Consider the following 21,032-nt stretch of genomic DNA (forward strand, 5'->3'; position numbering starts at 1 on the left):
GTCAATCCCCTGCCTGCACCGATGAAGCCGGTGAGGCAGGGGGCAGGGCTCAACGTGACGTGCTGTCGTCGTTGTCCTGCGAGCTGACTTCTGCCTGACCCTCTGTCGCCTGAGCATCGGCGGCCGCTTTCTCGGCGGCCTCACGCTCACGACGACGAACTTCGCGCGGGTCATTGTAGGCGCGAGCACCACGGCGGCGACGTGAAGTGTTGGCGGTCCCGGCTGCCTCATCTTGCTTGTCATCGCTCGCAGGTGCCTGAGCGTCTGCCGCGGCGATGTCGTCATCCTGTGCTGGCGTTTCCGTCTGCACGGAGGCGGTCGCCTCGACATCTTCCAGAGCGGGCTCTGCTGGCGCAGCCTCTGCCCGAGACGCATCAGGCTGTGCATCGGCCTGAGTCGACGCCAGCGGGGTCGCGGCAGATTCCGTCTGTGGCTGCTGCACTTCCGGCTTGGCGGCTTCAGACTGTCCTGCATCTTGCTCGGTAGGAGCAGTCTCAGGAGTCGCTTCTACCTGAGCTGTCGCCTCTGGCTGCGTCGCTGCTTCGCTGTCGTCTTCTGCTGTCGCAGTCGGCGCAGCGTCGCTGGCGTGCTCAGTGCGATGGGGGGTGTCTGCTTCCACGCAAGCTTCGGTCTCGGCCACGGACGCCGTCTCCTGCGGCATCACGCTGTCCTTCAGCGCCTGGCTATCGACGGCCGCTTCCGGTGCGGTCTCCACCGCGACCTGCGCCTGTACCGCGCTGTCATCCGCCTTGACGTCCGTTGCTGCCACATCGGCCTCGGCATCGGACACGGTTTCAGAGGTGTCGGCATCGGTATCGGTCGTTGCGCTCAGCGTCTCGGCCTGCGCTTGATGAGCGCTGGCCTGCTGCGGTGCATGCTGCTCAGTACGCTGGGTGGCGTGCTGTTCAGTGCGCTGAGCCTGATGGGGCGTGGCAGACGCGGTGCTGGAGTCGCTGACCTCGGCAGAGCCATCCCGTGTCGTCACGTCCTGTTGCAGGGCCTGCGTGCTGGGTGCACTGATTTCCGGCGCCTCTGGCGTCTCGGCGACCGACGGCTGCTCATCAGGCGTGGCGTCGTCAGCGGTCACAGCCACGGCCGGCGTCACCTCCGTCTCCACCTTGGCGCTGACGTCGGCACTGGTGTCGGCAGGTACTGCCTTGTCGCCATCGCTGTCAGCGACGACAGCTTGCGCTTGCGGTTCACTGCTCTCGACCGTCTCAGGCGCGACCTTCACGCCTTCGGCGCCTTCCTCGGCAACGGCGGGAACCGGTTGCTGCGGTGCTGCGGTCGGGGCGACGTCATCGAGCACGGCGTCGGCTGGCTGAGCGCTCTGCGCCTGCGGGCCGGCCAGTGCCATGGCCTTCAGGGACTGCTGCTGAGCGACGGCGTCAGGGTTGAGTGCATGGCTGCGGCTACGAGCGCGCGGATTGTTGCGCGTCGGCTGCTGGACATCGTCTTCCTGCTGCTCGCTCTGCTGGGCCTGTTCTGCCGCCTTGATGGACTCGCGAGCATGATGGCTGTTGACCTGCTCTGCCTTGTCCGCCTTGGAAGGCTTCTCACGGCGCGCCGGCTTGTCATCACGCTTGGCAGCATTGTCCTGCTTGGCATCGTTCTGCTTGGCATAATTCTGCTTGGCATCGTTCTGCTTGGCATCGTTCTGCTTGGGATCGCTCTTGGCATCATTGCCGGACGGCGCCTTGGCAGGCGTCTGTGCGTCGGATGTCTTCTCCGTCGCTTCTGCCTGCGGCTTGCTGTCGTTGTTCACGATGTCCTGAGCGTTGTCCTGACGCGACTCGCTGGACTTGCGACGATTGCCACGGTCATTGCGCTGACGACGCTTGTTGTTGCTGCGACCCTCGGAGCGGTTGTCGCTTTGGCTGTCGTTGCGACCATCGTTGTCGTTGCCGCGCGTGTCCTGCTGACGAGAGTCCTGCTGACGCGAGTCCTGCTGGCGTGAATCGCCCTCGGCGTTGCGGCGACGATTGTCGTTGCGTGCGTTGCCGCGGTTGGCATTGCGGCCATCCTTGCGTGCATTGCCGTCGGTTGAGGCTTCGCTGACGCTTTCGCGACGCTCGCGTGCCTTTTCCAGTGCCTTGCGGGCTTCGCTGGACTTGGCCGGCGTCGCGCTGGCGCTGTCGTCGCTGCCCAGCAGGCGGCTGAAGCCCTTGGCCAGACGTGCCAGCAGGCCGCCGCCGGAAGGGGCTGCTGCCGGTGCCTGAGTGGCCGGGGTCGCTGTGGCCTCGGATTTGCTCACCGCATTGCGCCCGTCATTGCGAGAGGTCTGACGGTTGTCGTTGCGATTGGCATTGCGGCCGTCGTTACGAGTGTCGCTGCGCGATCCCTGACGACTGTCGTTGCGAGTCTCGCTCTGGCTGTCGTTGCGATTGTCGTTGCGATTGTCGTTGCGGCTGCGGTTATTGCTGCCATTGCCATTGCGACGACGGTTGCCGTTCTTGGCATTGTCGTTGCCGTTGCCGTTGCCGTTGCTGGAAGCGGAGGTGTTCTCGTCAGTCTCGGCAGGCTCGGCAGGCTTGCTGACTTCCGGTGCGGAGGCGGGGGCTGGTGTCGTGTGGGACACGCTCTTGACCGCCGCTTCGGTGCGTGCCGGTGGCTTGTCGAAGTTCGGATCCGGCTCCTTGCCGACTTCGGTCTCGACGGACAGCTCGAAGCTGGACTTGTCGGCACCGTCTTCATCGACATGGTCATCACGCAGACGCACGACTTCGTAGTGCGGCGTGTCGAGTTCCGGGTTCGGCAGCAGCACGACATTGACGCCCTGACGACGCTCGATGTCGAACAGTGTGGCGCGCTTCTCGTTGAGCAGGTAGGTCGCGACCGGCACCGGCAGGATGGCGCGGATCTGCGAGCTGCGCTCCTTCATGGCCTCTTCCTCGATCAGGCGCATGATGGAGAGTGCCATGGAGCGCACGTCACGGATGGTGCCCTGGCCGTCACAGCGCGGGCAGACCACGCCGCTGGTCTCGCCCAGTGACGGACGCAGACGCTGGCGCGACATTTCCATCAGACCGAAGCGTGAGATGCGACCGATCTGCACGCGAGCGCGGTCGATCTTGAGCGCGTCTCGCACGCGATTCTCGACTTCACGCTGATTGCGCGCCGGGGTCATGTCGATGAAATCGATCACCACCAGGCCGCCGATGTCACGCAGACGCAGCTGGCGCGCGATCTCGTCCGCCGCTTCCAGATTGGTCTGCAGCGCGGTTTCCTCGATATCGCTGCCACGCGTGGCACGCGCGGAGTTGATGTCGATGGAGACGAGAGCTTCGGTGTGGTCGATGACGATGGCGCCACCGGAAGGCAGCTTCACTTCGCGCTGATAGGCGGTCTCGATCTGGGATTCGATCTGGAAGCGCGAGAACAGCGGGACGTCGTCTTCGTAGAGCTTGATCTTCTGCTGATAGCTCGGCATGACCTGGCGGACGAAGGACAGGGCTTCTTCCTGGACGTCGCCGGAATCGATCAGCACCTCACCGATGTCATTGCGCAGATAGTCGCGCATGGCACGGATGATGACGTTGGATTCACGATAGATCAGGAAGGGGGCAGGGCGGCTGGCGGCAGCCTTGGTGACGGCATCCCAGACCTGTGCCAGATAGTCGAGGTCCCATTGGAGCTCTTCTGCGCTCTTGCCGATACCGGCGGTGCGTACGATGACGCCCATCTTGTCTGGCAGGGTGAGGCTGTTCATCGCCTCTTTCAGCTGGGCGCGCTCTTCCCCCTCGATGCGGCGGGAAATGCCACCGGCACGCGGGTTGTTGGGCATCAGCACGAGGAAGCGGCCGGCCAGGCTGATGAAGGTGGTCAGGGCGGCGCCCTTGTTGCCACGCTCTTCCTTGTCGACCTGGACGATGACTTCCTGGCCTTCCTTGAGCACTTCCTTGATGTTGGGGCGGCCTTGGCCCGGGTCCTTGCTGAAGTACTCGCGGGAGATTTCCTTGAGCGGCAGGAAGCCGTGGCGATCGGCGCCGAAATCGACGAAGCAGGCTTCCAGGCTGGGCTCGATGCGGGTGATCTTGCCGCGGTAGATGTTGGCTTTCTTCTGCTCGCGGGCACCAGACTCGATGTCGAGATCGTAAAGGCGTTGTCCGTCGACCAGTGCGACGCGCAGCTCTTCCGGCTGGGTCGCGTTGATGAGCATCCGTTTCATGTCGTCTCGCTAGACTGGGCGTGCCGAAGGGCAGCCGCATTTGCGTCGGCGACGAGGAACCGTTTTCAGCTTCGTGTTGTGCTCAGCGCATGTCGTGGGATGCGTCTTTCGCATGCAGGCACGTCTCGTGACGTGCCACATGCGGCATGATCATGTTGAGTACTGGAAAGAGGCAGGACGTGTTGCGGGGAACGTTGACTCCTCCGGCCCTGCGGTCTCTTCCCTAACACCTGGCATTCGCCGATTCATCGACGCCGGCCTTCGGCACGGATATCGAATGATTGCCCGGGCATCATGCCCGGGCGGTAGTGTGTCATTGGCCCACCAGAAGGCTGGGCATTGCATCGTGTTGCTGCGCTCAAGGGCAGTGACGTGTCTCGCGGGGAGGTGGCGTCACGGCCGGTCGCGCTGCGGCGCGCGGGGTAACACGTCCCGCGCCCGCTGATAGCGTTACCTCGCCATCTCTGGCGCGGACGTTATCGATGTCTTTCGTCATGATGCTGGCCAACCAGCGGCATTGGACGACTGTCCGTGAGGCGGCATTCGTGATCTGCAATCGGCAGACCCGTTGCGCAGGACAGCACGCGGCCGACAGTCCAGGTGACAACAGGGTGCGTGAAGACTCTGCACGGTGCTGACGTCGGTGCGCATTGTTTCGTCGTGGGCCGGCTGGCCCTGTTCACGTGGTCTGCATGGGGTTTCACGCCGCATGCAGAACCGTCTACCTCGCCGTCTCGGCGGGGTCGTGACGCGGGTGATCGGGCATATAGAGAAGGCCCATCTCACTGGGCCCGAATATACCAGTAAAGGTATGGGCCAGCAATTCGGCAGGCATATCAAATGCTTCGCCCGAATGCCCGCCATTCGTCCCGGGTTTCGCGGCCTTGAGCGGCGCAGCCAGAGCCCTCCGATGGCGGGATGATTCCCCATTGGTCGCATGACACCGTAGAATGGCCAGTCTGAGTGCGCCCCGGCGTACGGCAACATGATGAACAGGCCGCGCGAAGGCGAGGCCGGAAAGGAGCGAGACATGGCCGAGGGCCAATCAGTCCAGTGGATCGAGGTTGCCCCGGAACTGGCCGGGCAGCGCATCGACAATTTCCTGCGTACACGTCTCAAGGGGGCACCCAAGGCCTTGATCTATCGCATCGTGCGCAAGGGTGAGGTTCGGGTGAACAAGAAGCGCATCAAGGTCGACTATCGCCTGCAGGCGGGAGACCTGGTGCGCGTACCGCCACTGCGCCTGTCGCCGGAAGCCGCGGTGCAGGAAGTCAGTGGCAATCTGCGTGAGGTGCTGGCGGGCTGCATCGTGCGCGAGACCGATGATTTCATGGTCATCAACAAGCCGTCCGGTCTCGCCGTGCACGGCGGGAGCGGCGTCAAGATCGGGCTGATCGAGGCCATGCGTCAGATTCGTGATGAACTGCCGTTTCTGGAGCTGGTGCATCGTCTGGATCGTGATACCTCCGGCTGCATCCTGCTGGCCAAGACGCGTGCGGCGTTGCTGCAGCTCAATGCGGACCTCAAGGCCCACAAGATGACCAAGCTGTATCTGGCGCTGGTGGAGGGGCGCTGGGACTCGCGGCGTGATTACGTCAATGCACCGCTTGAGCGTTACGACGGCGGCAACGGGGAGCGTCGCGTGCGCGTCGACGAGGCCGGCAAGACGGCCAGTACCCGTTATGCGGTGCGCGAAGCCTATCCCAGCATGACGCTGGTCGAGGCCGAGCCGATCACCGGGCGTACCCACCAGATTCGTGTGCACTCCGTGCATGCCGGTCACCCGCTGCTCGGCGATACCAAGTACGGGACCGAGCGCGGCAATGCGCTGGCGAAGAAGGTCGGGCTGGAGCGCCTGTTCCTGCATGCCGCTCAGCTCAGCTTCCCGGACCCCACCGACGGGCGGACCGTGACGGTCCGTGCGCCGCTGGACAAGCGCATGAAGCGCGTCCTTGCCAATGCTCGAGAATTGGGAGCCCGTCATGACTGACGCCTCTGCGGTACTGCCTTTACCTCGCTATCGTCTGGTCATCTTCGATTGGGACGGTACCTTGATGGACTCCGAGGCACGCATCGTCGATTGCCTGCAGGCGGCCTCGCTGGCGGTCGGCATGGGAGAGCTTCCGGCGCATGCCGCGCGCGACATCATCGGTCTCGGATTGCCGGAGGCCATGGCGCGGCTGTTCCCCGGAGCTTCGGCTGCCCAGTGCGAGGCACTGGTCGAGGCCTACAAGCAGCATTTCGTGGCAGTCGATACCACGCCGCTGGATTTCTTTCCGGGCGTGGAAAATGGCATCGAGCGTCTGCGAGCTCACCCGGAGCAGCTGCTGGCCGTCGCGACGGGCAAGAGTCGTCGCGGGCTTGATCGGATGTTCCAGGCCCATGACTGCGGTGACTGGTTCCACGCCTCGCGTACCGCGGACATGACGCTGTCCAAGCCGCATCCACTGATGCTCGAAGAGCTGCTGGCCGAGTTGAACGTTGAGGCGCATGAGGCGCTGATGGTCGGCGATACCGAATATGATCTCGAGATGGCGCGTGCGCTGGGCATGCACAGTGTCGGTGTCACCTATGGCGTGCACAGCGTGCCGCGACTCGAGGCCTGTGCCCCACAGCGCATCGTCTCGCACTTCGATGAATTGATGGAGTGGCTTGGCGCGGTCAGATGATGACGGTGTCCTGCCCATGACAGGAGCAGCAAGCGATGAGTGACAGGCCGCAGGATCCCTGGCGTGAAGGGCCAGGTGGCAAGAACGAGGGGGGAGCGGGCGCGAGCGGACAGGGCGCTGACAGCGCTGCCACCTCCAGCAGCGAGGTGGACTGGCAGGCGCGTGAGCGTACCGTGCAGCTCGAGATGATGGACCGCTGGGTGCAGGGCGTGGTCACCGAGCAACGGCGCTCCAGGCGCTGGAAGCTGTTCTTTCGCTTCCTGTTCGCGTTGTTGTTCATTGCCTCGATCGCGACATCCGTGACCCTCTTCACGCTCGGCAGCCAGCCGGCAGCCTTGCCCGGTGAACGGCACCTCGGTGTCGTGCGCGTCAAGGGCGTGATCGAGGCGGATGGCGAAGCCAATGCCGAGCGCATCATCAAGGGTCTGCGAGCGGCCAATGAGTCGCCGGCCTCCGTGGCGGTGGTGCTGGATATCAACTCCCCCGGCGGCAGTCCCGTGCAGTCCCAGCGCGTCTATGACGAGTTGATGCGCATGCGGGAGCAGGGTGGCAAGCCGGTGATCGCCGTGATCGAGGATCTCGGGGCGAGTGGCGCCTATTACATGGCAGCTGGCGCCGGCGAGATTCTCGCGGCACCGTCGAGTCTGGTCGGGTCCATCGGGGTGATCTCCTCGAGCTTCGGGCTGAAGGGGCCGATGGAAGAGCTGGGAATCGAGCGACGTGTGTTCACGGCAGGTGACAACAAGGCGTTTCTCGATCCCTTCTCCGAGATCTCGCCTGAGCAGCGCGACTTCTGGCAGAACGTGCTGGCCACGACTCACCAGCAGTTCATCGCGGCGGTCAAGGCCGGGCGCGGTGAGCGGCTCAAGGACGATCCGGCGCTGTTCTCCGGGCTGATCTGGACCGGCGAGCAGGCTCGCGCGCTCGGGCTTGTGGATCGTACCGCAACGCTTGAGGAGCTGGCCGCCGAGCTGGCGCCGCAGGGTGGCGTGCATGATTACACGCCGCGTCAGGATCCCTTCGAGCGCTTCACGCGGCGCTTTGCCGGTGTGATGGCCAGCGCGTTGGGGCTTGACGCCAATGTCTCGCCGGTCAGCTATCGCCTGCCCTAGTCCTCCAGCAGTGGATCCAGGCCTGCCTCACGCAACAGTTCGCACAGGCGAATCAGCGGCAGGCCGATCAGGGTGTTGGGATCACGTCCCTCGAGACGCTCGAAGAGCGTGATGCCCAACCCCTCCATGCGAAAGCTGCCGGCCGAGTCCAGCGGGCATTCGCGCTCGACGTAACGCGTGATCTCCTGCTCGCTCAGCGTGCGAAACACCACGTCGTAGCTTTCATGGCAGACCCAGTGTCGCGCGCTGTGTGTATCCAACAGCGCCAGGCCGGTGACGAAGCGGACTCGGCGTCCCGAGAAGCGTGTCAGCTGAGCGCGGGCGGCGGCCAGGTCCTGTGGCTTGCCGAGGATCTCGCCCTCGAAGACGGCCACCTGGTCGCTGCCGATGATCAAGTGGTGTGAATAGGCCTCCGCCAGGGCGTTGGCCTTGCCCAGGGACAGGCGATGGACCAGTGCCTCGGGAGATTCCGTGGGACGAGGGGTTTCATCGATGTCAGGCGCCCCCCATGTGTAGGGGAGTCCGAGTCGATCAAGCAAGGCTCGGCGCCAGCGGGAGCTGGAAGCCAGTACCAGTCGTGTCATGGCGTTGTTCTCTTTTTGGGCTCTCGATTCGTGCAGGCGTTCGGAGCGCGAAGGGGGGCGGAGCATGAGAGGGCAGGAGGTCGAGAGGGGCCGGCGCGCGCGTGATTCTCCGTGTGATGCATCGCCGCCATGCTTTCTCACGACAACTCGTTGATATGCTTGAGATTGGAGGATGCCGCAAATCCTCTCGGCATTGAAGCGACACAGGCGTACAATCGCGCGCTGAAGGATCCGCCTGACCTCATCTGTGCTCATGCTCGGGTCGGGTGGCGCGGAAAGGCCGCCATGCCGTGGGCTGGCAGAATGAACAAGTTGCTCATGCATTTTGACACCGGGAGGGGGAATCTCTATTATGGCGCGCCTATGTTGACCACAAGACTGCCGACCAAGGTCGAGCCCTACCGGCTGGCGTCAGCGGGAAAACGCCTTGAAGGCGTGATTCCTCTGGCGGACATGCCCCGTGTAGTTGAAGCGATCGGTGCACAGGAGGGTGACGTGAGCATCACGTTGGCCTTTGACATCGATACTCAGCGTCGCAGCTTCATCGAGGGCAGCATCGCCTTCGAGGCAAGTCTGCTGTGCCAGCGCTGCCTGGGACCTACCGAGCCGGAACCGCTTTCCAGCGAATTCCTGTTGGGACTGGTCACCAATGACGCACTGGCATCGCAGCTGCCCGGTGAGTACGAGCCGGTAGTGGTGGAAAACGAACAGCTGGATCTCCTGTCAGTGATCGAGGATGAAGTGCTCCTTGTCCTGCCGCAGGTGGTCTACCACGAGGAGGCCGATTGTGCCGTCTCTCGCGACCAGCTGGCCAGCGGTGTGGAACCCGAGGCCTCGGACGCACCCGCTGTGAATCCATTCAGTGTGCTTGGCACCCTGAAGGACAAGCACTGAACTCAATTTGTCGACAAGATTGGAGTAATTCCCATGGCAGTTCAGCAGAACCGCAAAACCCGTTCCAAGCGTGGCATGCGTCGCAGCCACGACGCCCTGACTGCACCGACCCTGTCCCAGGACAAGGAAACCGGTACAGTTCACCTGCGTCACCACGTGTCTGCCGACGGTTTCTACCGTGGCCGTAAAGTCGTCGATGCCTAAAGCATTGATGCAGCGCACGGCGTAACGCCGTGCGTATCGCCATCGATACGATGGGCGGGGACTTCGGTCCCCGCGCTACGTTACGGGGCACTGCCAGTGCACTGTTGCGTGACCCACGACTCAGCGCCACGCTGGTGGGTCCAGGGCATCTTCTGGATGCCGAGCTTGATTCCCTCCCTGTTTCACTCTCCCGTGTTCGTGATCGCCTTCAGACACTCGCTGTCGACGGCATTGTCGCGTCTGATGCTCGCCCCTCGCGTGTCGTGCGCAGTCGCGAGCCCAGCAGCATGTCCCGTGCGCTCGACCTGGTGGCGAGCGGGCAGGCCGATGCCTGCGTCAGTGCGGGCAATACCGGCGCCTTGATGGCGTTGGCCATGCGGGACGTGGGAACGGTCGAGGGAGTGGAGCGGCCAGCCATCTGTGCGGCGGTACCCACGCAGGGAGAGCGGTCCTGCAGTCTGCTGGATCTTGGCGCCAATGTGGCGGTCGCGCCGCAGCATCTGCTGGCATTTGCTCGCATGGGTGCCGTGCGGTGCCAGCTGGTGGAAGGTGTCGCCAACCCGCGCGTGGGGCTGCTCAATGTCGGTGTCGAATCCGGCAAGGGGACGGCGCAGGTGCAGGAAGCGCATGCCTTGCTGGCTGGCAGCGGTGCGAATTTCGATTATCTCGGCTTCGTTGAAGGGGGCGACCTCTTCGCAGGTGAGGTAGACGTCGTGGTCTGCGACGGTTTCGTCGGCAATGTCGTGCTCAAGAGCAGTGAAGGGCTGGCCCAGATGCTGTCGGCACAGCTGGGGGCGACATTGGCGGCGGATTGGCGTACGCGCCTGATGGCCTGGTTGGCACGTCCGGCATTGACGCGCCTGTCTCGTCAGCTGGATCCGGTGCGCTACAACGGTGCCAGTCTGCTGGGCGTGGCCGGCGTGGTCGTCAAGAGTCATGGCGGGGCGGCCGCGGAGGGATTCGCCTATGCTGTCTCGCGCGCGGCGAGTGAGGCGCGTCGAGGCTTGCCGGAGCGTCTTGCGCATGCTCTCAAGGGCAGCCTGCCGGGTTAATTGCGTAAATTGGTCGGATTCTTGGTCGGCGGGGGTCGAGCTTGGTCTCACTCGGTGCGACAATGCCTGCGCCCGACCGATGTGGCATCGGGTCTGACGCGAAGGCGCCGCCTGACGTCCAGGGGGTCCGGCAGGTGTAAGGCCTGTGCTCGCGAGAAATGGCGAGTGAGAGGGTGGCAGCAGGCAGCAAGTGTGTCGCTGGCGAGTACAATGCAGTGAAGGGAGAAGCAGGCTTTCCCCTGGCAGGAGTGTGTGGCGTTGGTGAATGGCTCCGGATGGGAGCGACACGGCGCAGCGCACTGGCGGGCCAGCGGAAATCGGGTTTCCTTACCCGTGTCAGTCCCACCTGAACAGATGGAAATGGTGACAGCAATGACAGATTCCCTGGCCCTCATCTTCCCGGGACAGGGCTCCCAGCAGGTCGGCATGCTGCGGGAGCTGGCGGAGCGCTACAGCGTCGTCCGCACTACCTTCGAAGAAGCCTCTGACGCGCTGGGGCGCGATCTCTGGCATCTGACGCAGGAAGGCCCGGCAGAGGAGCTCAATCGTACCGAGTTGACCCAGCCTGCGCTTCTGACGGCCAGCGTTGCCATCTGGCGCGTCTGGCAGGAGCTGGAAGGTCCGCGTCCGGCGCGCATGGCCGGTCACTCCCTGGGCGAATACAGCGCGATGGTCTGCGCCGGCGTGATCGGCTTTGCCGAAGGCGTCAAGCTGGTCAATCTGCGCGGCGAAGCCATGCAGACTGCCGTGCCTCAGGGGCAGGGCGCGATGGCGGCCATTCTCGGTCTCGAGAATGCTCAGGTCGAAGCTGCCTGTGCCAGTGCGGCGCAGGGTGAAGTGGTCGCGGCAGTCAACTACAATGCGCCGGGTCAGGTGGTCATCGCGGGCGGCACGGCTGCCGTCGAGCGTGCCATCGCGGCGTGTCAGGAGGCGGGTGCCAAGCGTGCCATGCCGCTGCCGGTCTCCGTGCCTTCGCATTGTGATCTGATGCGTCCGGCGGCTGACAAGCTGGCCGAGGCGATGAACGACATCGACTTCCGTGCGCCGCGCTACACCGTCATCCAGAATGTCGATGCCAAGGCCCATGAGGATGTCGAGACACTGCGTCAGCGCCTGATCGAGCAGCTCTATCAGCCGGTGCGCTGGACGGATTGCGTCAATGCCATGTTCGACAGCGGCGCGCGGACCTTCATCGAATGCGGTCCGGGCAAGGTGTTGACCGGTCTCGGCAAGCGTATCCAGCGTCAGGCCCGTGGCCTGGCCGTGAACGACCCGGACAGCCTGGAAGCGGCGCTGGAACTTGCCCGTGAGACCGCTGCCGAACAGAATCAGTAAGCTCGTGATTGGCCCGCGCGGCCAGTCATGTGACTTGGATCAGCCAACTCAGGACTCAAGATGACGAGCGAACGCAGAATCGCACTGGTAACCGGTGCCAGTCGTGGCATCGGCCAAGCCATCTCCCGTGAACTCGGCCGTCAGGGCCGTATCGTGATCGGCACGGCCACAAGCGAAAAAGGGGCGGCCGCCATCGGCGCTGACCTCGAGGCGCACGGTATCGAAGGCGCGGGCATGCTGCTCAACGTCACCGACCAGGCCAGCGTCGACGCCGTGCTCAAGGAAATCGGCGAGCGCTTCGGCGCACCGACCATCCTGGTCAACAACGCCGGCATCACCCGTGACAACCTGCTGATGCGCCTCAAGGAAGATGATTGGGATGCGGTGCTCGACACCAACCTCAAGTCGGTCTTCCGTGTCAGCAAGAGCTGCCTGCGCGGCATGACCAAGGCGCGCTTCGGTCGCATCGTCAACATCTCGTCCGTGGTCGCGACCATGGGCAACCTCGGTCAGGTCAACTATGCTGCCGCCAAGGCAGGCATGGAAGGCTTTGCCCGCTCGCTGGCGCGTGAAGTCGCGTCGCGCAACATTACCGTCAATTCAGTGGCGCCGGGCTTCATCGCCACTGACATGACCGAAGCATTGCCGGAAGCGCAGCACGAAGCGCTGCTCGGCAACATCCCGCTGGCGCGCCTTGGCCAGCCGGAAGAGATTGCTGCGGCAGTCGGCTTCCTGACCAGTGATGCAGCAGGCTACATTACCGGTGAGACGTTGCAGGTAAACGGCGGCATGAACATGCGCTAAGCCCCGCGCGGGGACGTGGTTGCGTCCTTTTGGGGTGGCCTATAAACTACGCCCAGCTTTTTCGAGCTGCGGATTCCGTACCACTAGGAGTGATTGTTAAATGAGCACCATTGAAGAACGCGTCAAGAAGGTTGTGGCCGAGCGCCTGAACGCCAAAGAAGAAGACATCCAGAACTCTTCCTCTTTCACTGAAGACCTGGGCGCCGACTCCCTGGACACCGTTGAGCTGGTGATGGCTCTGGAAGAGGAATTCGATACTGAAATTCCTGACGAAGAAGCAGAGAAGATCACCACCGTGCAGGAAGCTATCGATTACATCGTCAACCACCAGTAAGGTGGATTGAAGCGACCAGCGGGCCCTTCGTGGCTCAGGGTCGTGATGCAATCGTCTGTACGTTCAAGAGCCGCACTGTCTTCAGTGCGGCTCTTGTCGTTTCTGCCATTCGTCACTCTTGAGCGCTGGTCGGCCGTGCCTTTCTCGGCAGAGCGGCCAGCAAGGACGGCAGACTTCTCTGTCGGCGGGAGATGCGAGAGTTTGGCGGTGCCAGGGGCGGGCGGCGTCCGAGGCAAGGGCGAGGTCTGCGCAGGAGCGTGAGCCTGTCGCGGGATGTCTCGCGCGACATACCTGTGCCAGAGCCCTGTCTTTGTGGGCGAAAAGAGGCGGGAGCAGGGCGTGTGGTCGGCAGTGTTGATCGCAGGTGACATGGCGGTGTCACCCCCGTCGCCTGTGCGCAGGACAGCGTCTGGAAAACCGCAGGAAAACCGACTGCCCATCACTGGCAAGGTTTCTGTATAATGCGCTCAATTACCGCCCAGGTGCAGCTGGCCCAGGCGTGCCAAGTCGATAGTTTTGGAGGAGACACGATGCCTCGCAGAAGGGTAGTGGTGACAGGTCTAGGCCTGGTGACCCCGGTAGGGAATACCGTCGAGGAAAGCTGGAGCAACATCAAGGCGGGCAAGAGTGGCATCGCACCCATCGAGCATTTCGATGTCAGCGGTTTCAATACCCGTTTTGGCGGTTCCATCAAGAATTTCGATGTGGGTCAGTATCTGAACCCGAAAGAGGCCCGCAAGATGGACCTCTTCATCCAGTACGGTATCGCGGCGGCCCATCAGGCCATCACCGATTCCGGTATCGAGTGCACGGAAGACAATGCTGATCGCATCGGTGTTGCCATCGGTTCCGGTATCGGTGGTCTGCCGATGATCGAGCACAATCACAAGGCGCTGGAGAAAGGCGGTGCGCGTCGCATCTCGCCGTTCTTCGTGCCGGGCTCCATCATCAACATGATCTCCGGCAACCTGGCGATCCAGTTCGGTTATCGCGGCCCCAACATCGCGATCACCACCGCCTGTACCACCGGAACGCACAACATCGGTTACAGCGCTCGTACCATCGCCTACGGCGATGCTGACGTGATGGTGGCCGGTGGTGCCGAGATGGCGACCACACCGCTGGGTCTGGGCGGCTTCTCCGCGGCGCGCGCGCTCTCGACCCGCAACGACGACCCTCAGGCGGCCAGCCGCCCATGGGACCGTGATCGTGATGGCTTCGTGCTGTCCGACGGTGCCGGTGTCGTGGTGCTGGAAGAGTATGAGCACGCCAAGGCACGTGGTGCGACCATCTACGCCGAGGTGCTCGGTTTCGGCATGTCCGATGATGCGCATCACATGACGGCGCCGCCTGAAGACGGCCGTGGCGCGGCCGCCTCGATGCGCAACGCCATTCGGGATGCCAAGCTGTACCCGAGCGAGATCGATTACATCAATGCTCACGGCACGTCCACCAATGCCGGCGACAAGGCCGAGAGCCTGGCCGTCGAATCCGTGCTGGGCGACGCGGCGCGCAACGTGGCCGTCAGTTCCACCAAGTCGATGATCGGTCACCTGCTGGGTGCCGCCGGTGCCGTCGAGGCCGTGTTCTGCGTGCTGGCGATGCGTGATCAGGTCGCCCCGCCGACCATCAACCTCGACAATCCGGCCGAGGGCTGCAATCTCGACTACGTTCCCAATGTCGCACGCGACATGAAGATCGAGTACACCCTGTCCAACTCCTTCGGCTTCGGTGGCACCAACGGCTCGTTGGTGTTCGGCAAGCTCAAGGACTGAGGTCGCACGCTGTCGTGATCTCCCCTCTGACGCGCTCCCATCCGGGGGCGCGTCTGTCTGTGGGGCGTTGCCTGGCGGTGATGACCGGATCACGATGTCTTGCTGACACCTTGTGTGCCATGCATGTCGCGAAGGAGTGTTGCATCGATGACGGCTGACCATACCGGTACCACGCAGGAGATGCTTCACGACTCGCTTGCGGCGGACCTGCCCATGGAGGATCGCGGCCTTGCCTACGGTGAGGGCGTGTTCGAGACGATTCTGGTGCGCGATGGCCAGCCGCAGCTATGGTCACGGCACCTGGCGCGACTGATCCGTGGTTGCCGGCGACTTGGCTTGCCCGTGCCCTCGTCGCAGGCGCTCGATGCGTGTCTGGACGTCTGTCGGGGCGAGGGGCTCGAGGTGCTCAAGCTGGTCGTCACCGGCGGGTCCGGTGGTCGTGGCTACAAGGCACCCGAGTCACCCGAACCTCGTCTGCGGGCACGCGCAATGCCCTTTGTGGTCAATCGTGAGGCCCGTCAGGGCATCACGGCGCGCGTGTGCGAATTGCGCGTGGCGGAGCAGCCGGCGCTGGCGGGACTCAAGCATCTCAACCGGCTCGAGAATGTGCTGGCACGCCGTGAGTGGACAGACCCCGCCATCCGGGAGGGGCTGTTGCTGACGGCAAGCGATGAGCTCGTCGAGGCCACCAGCATGAACCTCGCCTGGTATCGCGACGGGCAATGGTTCACGCCATGCCTGGATCGCGCCGGTGTCGAGGGCACCTTGCTGGTGGCGCTAGAGGCCGAGCTCCCCGTCATGCGAGTGCGCGAAGGACTGTCATCACTGAGGGCGGCCGAGGTGGTGGTGGTGATGAATTCCGTGCAGGGCGTCTGGCCGCTGCGCACCTTGCTGGCGGCGTCGGGAGCGCCTCTGGCCCAATGGAGTGATGAGGGGCATCCGGCGCTTGCGTCACTGAACGACATTGTCGCGCGCTTGCTGGGCGAGCCCGCGTATTGATGGAAGGCGTCCAGGCTGCGGGGGCGTTCCCGAGCAGACACCTTCTTCGCCATGAAGACTGGAAATCCGATTATGCGTGTATTCAAGATCCTTCTGATGCTGGTCGTCGTGGCCGTGGCTGCGGGTATGGTGGGCTTTCGTTACTGGCAGGCACAGTTGCTGTCACCGCTGGCGATCGAGCAGGAACAGCTGTTCGAGGTCCCGCGCGGTGCCAGTCTCTCCAAGGTGGTGAGCGAGCTGGAATCCCGAGGCATCATCGAGGCCAGCTGGCCGTACAAGGTATGGGCACGTCTGGAGCCTGATGCCGTCAATGGTCTGCGCGCCGGTGAATTCCGTCTCACGCCGGGCCTGAACGGGCGTGAGCTGGTGGCACTGCTGTCCAGCGATGACGTCGTCAGCTATACCCTGACCGTGCCGGAAGGCTGGACCTTCGCCCAGATGCGTACCGCCATGGACGCCTCACCCAAGCTTGAGCACACGACTCGCGACATGAGCGATGAGGAGCTGATGGCGGCCGTAGGGGCAGAAGGCGAGAAGCCGGAAGGGCGCTTCTTCCCGGACACCTACCGCTATCACAAGGGCGTGAGCGATCTGTCGCTCTACAAGCAGGCCTACGCGCGCATGAGCAAGACGCTGGAGGACGTGTGGGCCGGGCGTGACGACGACCTGCCGATCACCACCGCGTACGAGGCCCTGATTCTGGCCTCGCTGATCGAGCGCGAGACCGGTGCCCCGGAAGAACGTGGCGAGATCGCCGGCGTGTTCAAGCGTCGCATGGAGCGTGGCATGCGCCTGCAGACCGACCCGACCGTGATCTACGGGCTGGGGGAGGATTATGATGGCTCGCTGTCGCGTGCCGATCTGCGCAAGCCGACCCCCTGGAATACCTACGTGATCACCGGCCTGCCGCCGACACCCATCGCGATGCCGGGGCGTGCCGCTCTGGAAGCCGCGGTACACCCCAAGCCAGGCGACACCTACTATTTCGTCGCCAAGGGCGAGGGCAAGCACCACTTCTCGCGCACTCTGCGAGAGCACAACAACGCCGTGCGCCGCTATATTCTCAACCGGTAATACGCCGTGAATGAGGCGAAATGTCCGCGTGGTCCGGTGATCATCGCCATGCCGCGTGGGCCTTCGTCGCGAGTCATCTGCCGTCTGAATCAGGAAACCTCATGTCTTCACGTCCGAGCGCCGCAAGCACGACGTCTTCTCGCCACACCACCCCCCTCGAGGTGAGCCCATCGACGGGGCGTTTCATCACCCTGGAAGGAGGAGAAGGTGTCGGCAAGAGCACCAATGTCGCCTTCGTGGTCGCCGAGCTCGAGGCGCACGGCATCGAGGTGGTGCGCACGCGGGAACCCGGAGGCAGTGAGCGGGCGGAAGCCATACGCCGGTTGTTGCTGGACCCGGCCCCCGCGGAGGCCTTGAGCGATGATGCCGAGCTGCTGCTGATGTTCGCCGCGCGTGCCCAGCATCTGGCCGCGACCATTCGCCCGGCGCTGGAACGTGGTGCCTGGGTGGTGTGTGATCGCTTCACCGATGCCACCTTCGCCTATCAGGGCGGCGGGCGTGGCTTGCCGCTGGCCGACATCACCACACTGGAAGCCCTGGTGCAGAAAGGGCTGCAGCCGGATCTGACGTTGCTGTTGGACATGCCGGTCGAGGCCGCACGAGGGCGTCTGGCCGCACGGCGCGCCGAGACCGGCGAAGGCGCGGATCGCATCGAGCAGGAAGCCGAGCAGTTCTTCGAAGCGGTGCGAGTCGGCTATCACCAGCGGCGCGATGCAGACCCCGAGCGCTTTGCCACCATCAATGCCGATCAGTCGCTGGCAGAGGTACAGGCCGAGATCGCCGGCGTGCTGTCGGCCCGCATCGCCGCCTGGCAGGCAGGAGAGACCGCATGAGTGCAACGCGATCCAGTGATGACGGGGTGACACTCTCGAGTTTCTCGCCGCTGCCGTGGCAGCACTCGCTGTGGCAGCACTTCACCGCCGTGCATGACAGCGGTCGCCTGCCGCACGCGGTGATGCTCAGCGGACCTTCGGGGCTTGGCAAGCAGGAACTCGCGGATGCGATGATCGCCCGTGTGCTGTGTCGCACCGCACAGGGCAAACCCGGCGCTGCCGCCTGCGGTGACTGCCATGGTTGCCACATGCTGGCGGCAGGGCATCATCCTGACCTGATGGCGGTGTCACCTCAGGACGTCGGCAAGATGATCCGTATCGACCCGATCCGCGACGTCAATCGGTTCGTCGCCCAGACGGCCCAGCAGGGCGGCTATCGTGTCATTCGCCTGCAGCCGGCGGAATCGATGAACATCGCCTCGGCCAACGCGCTGCTCAAGAGTCTCGAGGAGCCCGGCGCCAACACCCTGTTCATCCTGCTCAGTGACATGCCATCGCGCGTGCTGCCGACCATTCGCTCCCGCTGCCAGCAGTGGCCCCTGGTGATTCCGTCGGCTGAAGACAGTCTGCCGTGGTTGAGCGAGCAGCTGGGCGAAGATGCCCAATCGTTGCTGCGCATGGCAGGAGGCCTGCCGCAGCTGGCGGTGCGTCTGGGCGAGGCGGACCAGCGCCAGCTCAGGCAGGCATTGCGTGAACTGTTCGACGCGCTGGTGCGCGGGGGAGAGCCGGTGGCGGAAGCCTGGCGTCTGGAGCGCCAACCGCTGTCGCAGGTGCTGTGGTACGGTATTGCCTGGCTGGAAGATCTGATACGCATGGGCTTGTCTGGCAATACCGCGCAGCTGCGTGACCCGAGTCTTGAGCCTTTGCTGCGTCAGGCGGTCAAGAATGGCCGCACCCGTGACTGGTTCAAGCTGCTGGACTTTGCCCGTGAGCAGCGCCGTCTGCTGGCGGCGGGGGGCAACCCCAACCCGCAGCTGGTGCTGGAGTCCTGGCTGGTGCGTTGGGCAGCGCTGCTGCGTTCGTGATGCCCGTGAGCAGGAGGCAGCGCTCAACGTGCCCCGCGGGCTAGACTGACAGCAGGCGCCGCGCGAACCGCAGGACAGGCGCCATGAGATTCACGCTGCTCGGCGTCGCCGTGAGAAGAGCAGACGCCGAGCCACGAGACTGAATTCGCCGGATCACCGGCCGGAGGTGAAGGATGCACACCGCTCCACAGCAAGGCCAGAAGGCACTGTCGCTGACGATTCGCGACCAGAAGACATTGCTGGCCGCCTACATGTCGACTCTCGTGCGGGGCGGTATCTTCGTGCCGACCACCGAGCGCTACACCATGGGGCAGGAGGTCTACCTGCTGCTGACATTGCCGGAAGAATCCGAGCGCATTCCGGTCACCGGTCGCGTGGTCTGGATCTCCCCCTCGGGTGTCGGCGGTCGCCGTACCGCAGGCATCGGCATCCACTTCAGTGAAGAGGACCGCCAGGTGCGTGATCATATCGAGAACCATCTGGCCGGCATGCTGGGCAAAGGCCACGCCACCTATACGCTATGAGCTGACCCCGCTCTGCCTGTCACCCCGACCGGCGCCGCCATGCTGGCATGTCGGTCGTTCATGTTTTCGCCATGCCTCGCGTGGCCCCCAGTCTGAGAGTTTCCGGATGTTTGTCGATTCGCATTGCCACCTTGATCGCCTCAAGCTTGAAGAACATGGCGGCAGCCTTGACGCCGTGCTGGACGCCGCACGCGCCCGTCACGTGCATCAATTCCTCGCCATCGCGGTCACGCTGGACGATGTGCCCGAGATCTCGGCCATCGCCCGACAGCATGACGATGTGGTGATTTCCGCCGGTGTGCATCCGCTGCATCAGGTAGACCCGGAGCCCTCGGTCGAGGACATCAAGAAGTGTGCCGAGCGCTTCGGTGCGGTGGCCATCGGCGAGACCGGCCTCGATTATCACTACGAGAGCGTCAGCCGTGAACTGCAATACGAGCGCTTCACGCGTCATCTGATTGCCGCGCGCGAGCTGGAGCTGCCGGTCATCATCCACACCCGTGAAGCCCGCGAGGACACCCTGGCGCTGATCAAGGAGCATACCGATCCCGCCGTGGGTGGCGTGCTGCACTGCTTCACGGAAGATCTGGACATGGCACGTGTCGCGGTGGGCCACGGTTTCATGGTGTCCATCTCCGGGATCGTCACCTTCCGCAATGCCGAGCATGTCCGCGAGCTGGCGCGCGCCATCCCGCTGGATCGCCTGTTGATCGAGACCGACAGCCCCTACCTGGCGCCGGTGCCGTACCGCGGCACCTCCAACGTGCCGGGCAACGTGGTCGAGGTCGCCGAATGTATCGCTGCCGAGCGCGGCATCACCGTCGATGAGCTGGCGATGCAGACCACCGCCAACTTCTATCGTCTGTTCCGCGCCGCCGCGCCGGAAGCCCCGGACAACGTTCGCGAAGCGCTGGCCAGCAGCGGCATGCTCATCGACGGATGAGCGCCCACGGGCAGCGTGACACGCCAGGCAGGGAGGAAATGTCATGAATCCAGCCGCCATTCTCACTCGATTGGGCGACAGGGCCGGCAAGGTTGGGCCACTGCCACCGGTGGAGGCTTGGCACCCGGAGCACTGCGGCGAGATGGATCTCGTCATCCGCGCCGATGGTCGCTGGGTGCATGAAGGCACGCCGATCGGTCGTGCACGGCTGGTGCACATGCTGTCGCGGGTCATGCGGCGCGAACCCGATGGCAGCTACTGCCTGGTCACGCCGGCGGAGAAGGTCACCATCCAGGTCGAGGATCGCCCCTTCCTGGCGGTGGATTGCTCTCGTGTCGAGTCTAAACCTGATCAGACACAGCCTGGACAGGCAGCACCCGGAGAGGCTGAGCCTCAGCCTCAGCCGGACATCTGGCAGCTGGTCACCGACCAGGGTGATATCGTGCGGCTGGAAGGGGATACCCGTCTGACGCTCAGCGAGACACCGGATGGCCTGTGGTTGCCGGAAGCGCCGGTGCGCTTCGGACTCGCCGCGCGTCTGCATCGCAATCTCTACTATCGTCTGCTGGAAGAGGCCGAGATGCGCGAGCTGGACAATGGCGATCAGGCACTGGGCTTCATGAGCGACGGCCACTGGCAGATGCTCGGCGTACTGAGTGCCCGAGATCTCGACACCTGAGCCACCCGGTCTCGCCCGCGGCAG

19 protein-coding genes are annotated in these 21,032 nt (G+C 64.0%); 17 read left to right on the top strand and 2 right to left on the bottom strand.

Features of this window, described 5'->3' with window-relative positions:
• Positions 1–49: 49 nt before the first annotated feature.
• Positions 50–4,168 carry a ribonuclease E gene (rne, locus tag OW493_RS01205; RefSeq protein WP_289862905.1) on the bottom strand — a complete coding sequence of 1,373 codons (4,119 nt, stop codon included), beginning with the start codon at positions 4,166–4,168 and terminating at the stop codon, positions 50–52.
• 1,030 nt (positions 4,169–5,198) lie between these two features.
• On the opposite strand from rne, the gene rluC reads away from it, so the two are divergent.
• The 3 genes from rluC to sppA are packed head-to-tail and all read left to right on the top strand — an operon-like array spanning position 5,199 to position 7,949.
• Positions 5,199–6,158, top strand: a complete 960-nt coding sequence (gene rluC / locus OW493_RS01210; RefSeq protein WP_077372067.1) for a 23S rRNA pseudouridine(955/2504/2580) synthase RluC — start codon at positions 5,199–5,201, stop codon at positions 6,156–6,158.
• Entirely contained in the window at positions 6,151–6,837 is a 687-nt protein-coding gene (locus OW493_RS01215) for an HAD-IA family hydrolase (RefSeq protein ID WP_289862906.1), read from the top strand. The genes rluC and OW493_RS01215 overlap by 8 nt, the downstream gene beginning before the upstream one ends.
• 35 nt (positions 6,838–6,872) lie before the next feature.
• Positions 6,873–7,949, top strand: a complete 1,077-nt coding sequence (sppA, locus tag OW493_RS01220) for a signal peptide peptidase SppA (RefSeq protein ID WP_289862908.1) — start codon at positions 6,873–6,875, stop codon at positions 7,947–7,949.
• Here the strand turns inward: sppA and OW493_RS01225 are convergent.
• Positions 7,946–8,533, bottom strand: a complete 588-nt coding sequence (locus OW493_RS01225) for a nucleoside triphosphate pyrophosphatase (protein ID WP_141392621.1) — start codon at positions 8,531–8,533, stop codon at positions 7,946–7,948. The genes sppA and OW493_RS01225 overlap by 4 nt on opposite strands.
• A 495-nt stretch (positions 8,534–9,028) precedes the next feature.
• Between OW493_RS01225 and OW493_RS01230 the strand changes: the two genes are divergently transcribed.
• The 14 genes from OW493_RS01230 (at position 9,029) to OW493_RS01295 (ending at position 21,008) form a co-directional block, all read left to right on the top strand.
• A complete protein-coding gene (locus OW493_RS01230) occupies positions 9,029–9,427 on the top strand; it encodes a YceD family protein (RefSeq protein ID WP_308457318.1) in 399 nt (132 codons plus the stop codon).
• Positions 9,428–9,460: 33 nt separating this feature from the next.
• Positions 9,461–9,631, top strand: a complete 171-nt coding sequence (gene rpmF / locus OW493_RS01235; RefSeq protein ID WP_065392644.1) for a 50S ribosomal protein L32 — start codon at positions 9,461–9,463, stop codon at positions 9,629–9,631.
• A gap of 29 nt (positions 9,632–9,660) precedes the next feature.
• Positions 9,661–10,683, top strand: coding sequence for a phosphate acyltransferase PlsX (plsX, locus tag OW493_RS01240; RefSeq protein ID WP_084209135.1), 1,023 nt, complete (start codon positions 9,661–9,663; stop codon positions 10,681–10,683).
• A 372-nt stretch (positions 10,684–11,055) separates the two neighbouring features.
• Entirely contained in the window at positions 11,056–12,018 is a 963-nt protein-coding gene (fabD, locus tag OW493_RS01245) for an ACP S-malonyltransferase (protein ID WP_077372081.1), read from the top strand.
• Positions 12,019–12,078: 60 nt separating this feature from the next.
• Entirely contained in the window at positions 12,079–12,822 is a 744-nt protein-coding gene (fabG, locus tag OW493_RS01250) for a 3-oxoacyl-ACP reductase FabG (RefSeq protein WP_043331893.1), read from the top strand.
• 100 nt (positions 12,823–12,922) lie between these two features.
• Positions 12,923–13,156 (top strand): acyl carrier protein, encoded by a 234-nt coding sequence (gene acpP / locus OW493_RS01255; protein ID WP_065392587.1) that lies wholly within the window; start codon positions 12,923–12,925, stop codon positions 13,154–13,156.
• 530 nt (positions 13,157–13,686) lie between these two features.
• Positions 13,687–14,931, top strand: coding sequence for a beta-ketoacyl-ACP synthase II (gene fabF / locus OW493_RS01260; protein ID WP_289862917.1), 1,245 nt, complete (start codon positions 13,687–13,689; stop codon positions 14,929–14,931).
• 147 nt (positions 14,932–15,078) lie between these two features.
• Entirely contained in the window at positions 15,079–15,930 is an 852-nt protein-coding gene (gene pabC / locus OW493_RS01265; RefSeq protein ID WP_289862918.1) for an aminodeoxychorismate lyase, read from the top strand.
• Positions 15,931–16,002: 72 nt separating this feature from the next.
• Entirely contained in the window at positions 16,003–17,004 is a 1,002-nt protein-coding gene (mltG, locus tag OW493_RS01270) for an endolytic transglycosylase MltG (protein ID WP_084209134.1), read from the top strand.
• 101 nt (positions 17,005–17,105) lie between these two features.
• Positions 17,106–17,837 (top strand): dTMP kinase, encoded by a 732-nt coding sequence (gene tmk / locus OW493_RS01275; protein ID WP_191236689.1) that lies wholly within the window; start codon positions 17,106–17,108, stop codon positions 17,835–17,837.
• Entirely contained in the window at positions 17,834–18,862 is a 1,029-nt protein-coding gene (locus OW493_RS01280) for a DNA polymerase III subunit delta' (protein WP_077372094.1), read from the top strand. Before tmk ends, OW493_RS01280 begins: the two co-directional genes overlap by 4 nt.
• Before the next feature lie 173 nt (positions 18,863–19,035).
• Entirely contained in the window at positions 19,036–19,386 is a 351-nt protein-coding gene (locus tag OW493_RS01285) for a PilZ domain-containing protein (RefSeq protein ID WP_077372097.1), read from the top strand.
• A 106-nt stretch (positions 19,387–19,492) separates the two neighbouring features.
• On the top strand, positions 19,493–20,329 hold the full coding sequence (locus OW493_RS01290; RefSeq protein WP_084209132.1) for a TatD family hydrolase: 837 nt from the start codon (positions 19,493–19,495) through the stop codon (positions 20,327–20,329).
• 43 nt (positions 20,330–20,372) lie between these two features.
• Complete coding sequence (locus tag OW493_RS01295) at positions 20,373–21,008, top strand: DUF1285 domain-containing protein (protein WP_289862925.1); 636 nt, start codon at positions 20,373–20,375, stop codon at positions 21,006–21,008.
• Positions 21,009–21,032: the final 24 nt, after the last annotated feature.

This window comes from Cobetia sp. 14N.309.X.WAT.E.A4 (assembly GCF_030397495.1).
In the GTDB taxonomy this organism is placed as follows: Bacteria; Pseudomonadota; Gammaproteobacteria; order Pseudomonadales; family Halomonadaceae; genus Cobetia; species Cobetia marina.

Excerpts from the sequence above, each read along its gene's own strand:
- tmk (WP_191236689.1), top strand. The coding sequence starts at position 17,106 with ATGTCTTCACGTCCGAGCGCCGCAAGCACGACGTCTTCTCGCCACACC.
- fabD (WP_077372081.1), top strand. The coding sequence starts at position 11,056 with ATGACAGATTCCCTGGCCCTCATCTTCCCGGGACAGGGCTCCCAGCAG.
- OW493_RS01225 (WP_141392621.1), bottom strand. The coding sequence starts at position 8,533 with ATGACACGACTGGTACTGGCTTCCAGCTCCCGCTGGCGCCGAGCCTTG.
- OW493_RS01295 (WP_289862925.1), top strand. The coding sequence starts at position 20,373 with ATGAATCCAGCCGCCATTCTCACTCGATTGGGCGACAGGGCCGGCAAG.
- mltG (WP_084209134.1), top strand. The coding sequence starts at position 16,003 with ATGCGTGTATTCAAGATCCTTCTGATGCTGGTCGTCGTGGCCGTGGCT.
- OW493_RS01290 (WP_084209132.1), top strand. The coding sequence starts at position 19,493 with ATGTTTGTCGATTCGCATTGCCACCTTGATCGCCTCAAGCTTGAAGAA.
- OW493_RS01285 (WP_077372097.1), top strand. The coding sequence starts at position 19,036 with ATGCACACCGCTCCACAGCAAGGCCAGAAGGCACTGTCGCTGACGATT.
- rpmF (WP_065392644.1), top strand. The coding sequence starts at position 9,461 with ATGGCAGTTCAGCAGAACCGCAAAACCCGTTCCAAGCGTGGCATGCGT.
- sppA (WP_289862908.1), top strand. The coding sequence starts at position 6,873 with ATGAGTGACAGGCCGCAGGATCCCTGGCGTGAAGGGCCAGGTGGCAAG.
- pabC (WP_289862918.1), top strand. The coding sequence starts at position 15,079 with ATGACGGCTGACCATACCGGTACCACGCAGGAGATGCTTCACGACTCG.
- fabF (WP_289862917.1), top strand. The coding sequence starts at position 13,687 with ATGCCTCGCAGAAGGGTAGTGGTGACAGGTCTAGGCCTGGTGACCCCG.
- acpP (WP_065392587.1), top strand. The coding sequence starts at position 12,923 with ATGAGCACCATTGAAGAACGCGTCAAGAAGGTTGTGGCCGAGCGCCTG.
- fabG (WP_043331893.1), top strand. The coding sequence starts at position 12,079 with ATGACGAGCGAACGCAGAATCGCACTGGTAACCGGTGCCAGTCGTGGC.
- OW493_RS01280 (WP_077372094.1), top strand. The coding sequence starts at position 17,834 with ATGAGTGCAACGCGATCCAGTGATGACGGGGTGACACTCTCGAGTTTC.
- OW493_RS01215 (WP_289862906.1), top strand. The coding sequence starts at position 6,151 with ATGACTGACGCCTCTGCGGTACTGCCTTTACCTCGCTATCGTCTGGTC.
- rne (WP_289862905.1), bottom strand. The coding sequence starts at position 4,168 with ATGAAACGGATGCTCATCAACGCGACCCAGCCGGAAGAGCTGCGCGTC.
- rluC (WP_077372067.1), top strand. The coding sequence starts at position 5,199 with ATGGCCGAGGGCCAATCAGTCCAGTGGATCGAGGTTGCCCCGGAACTG.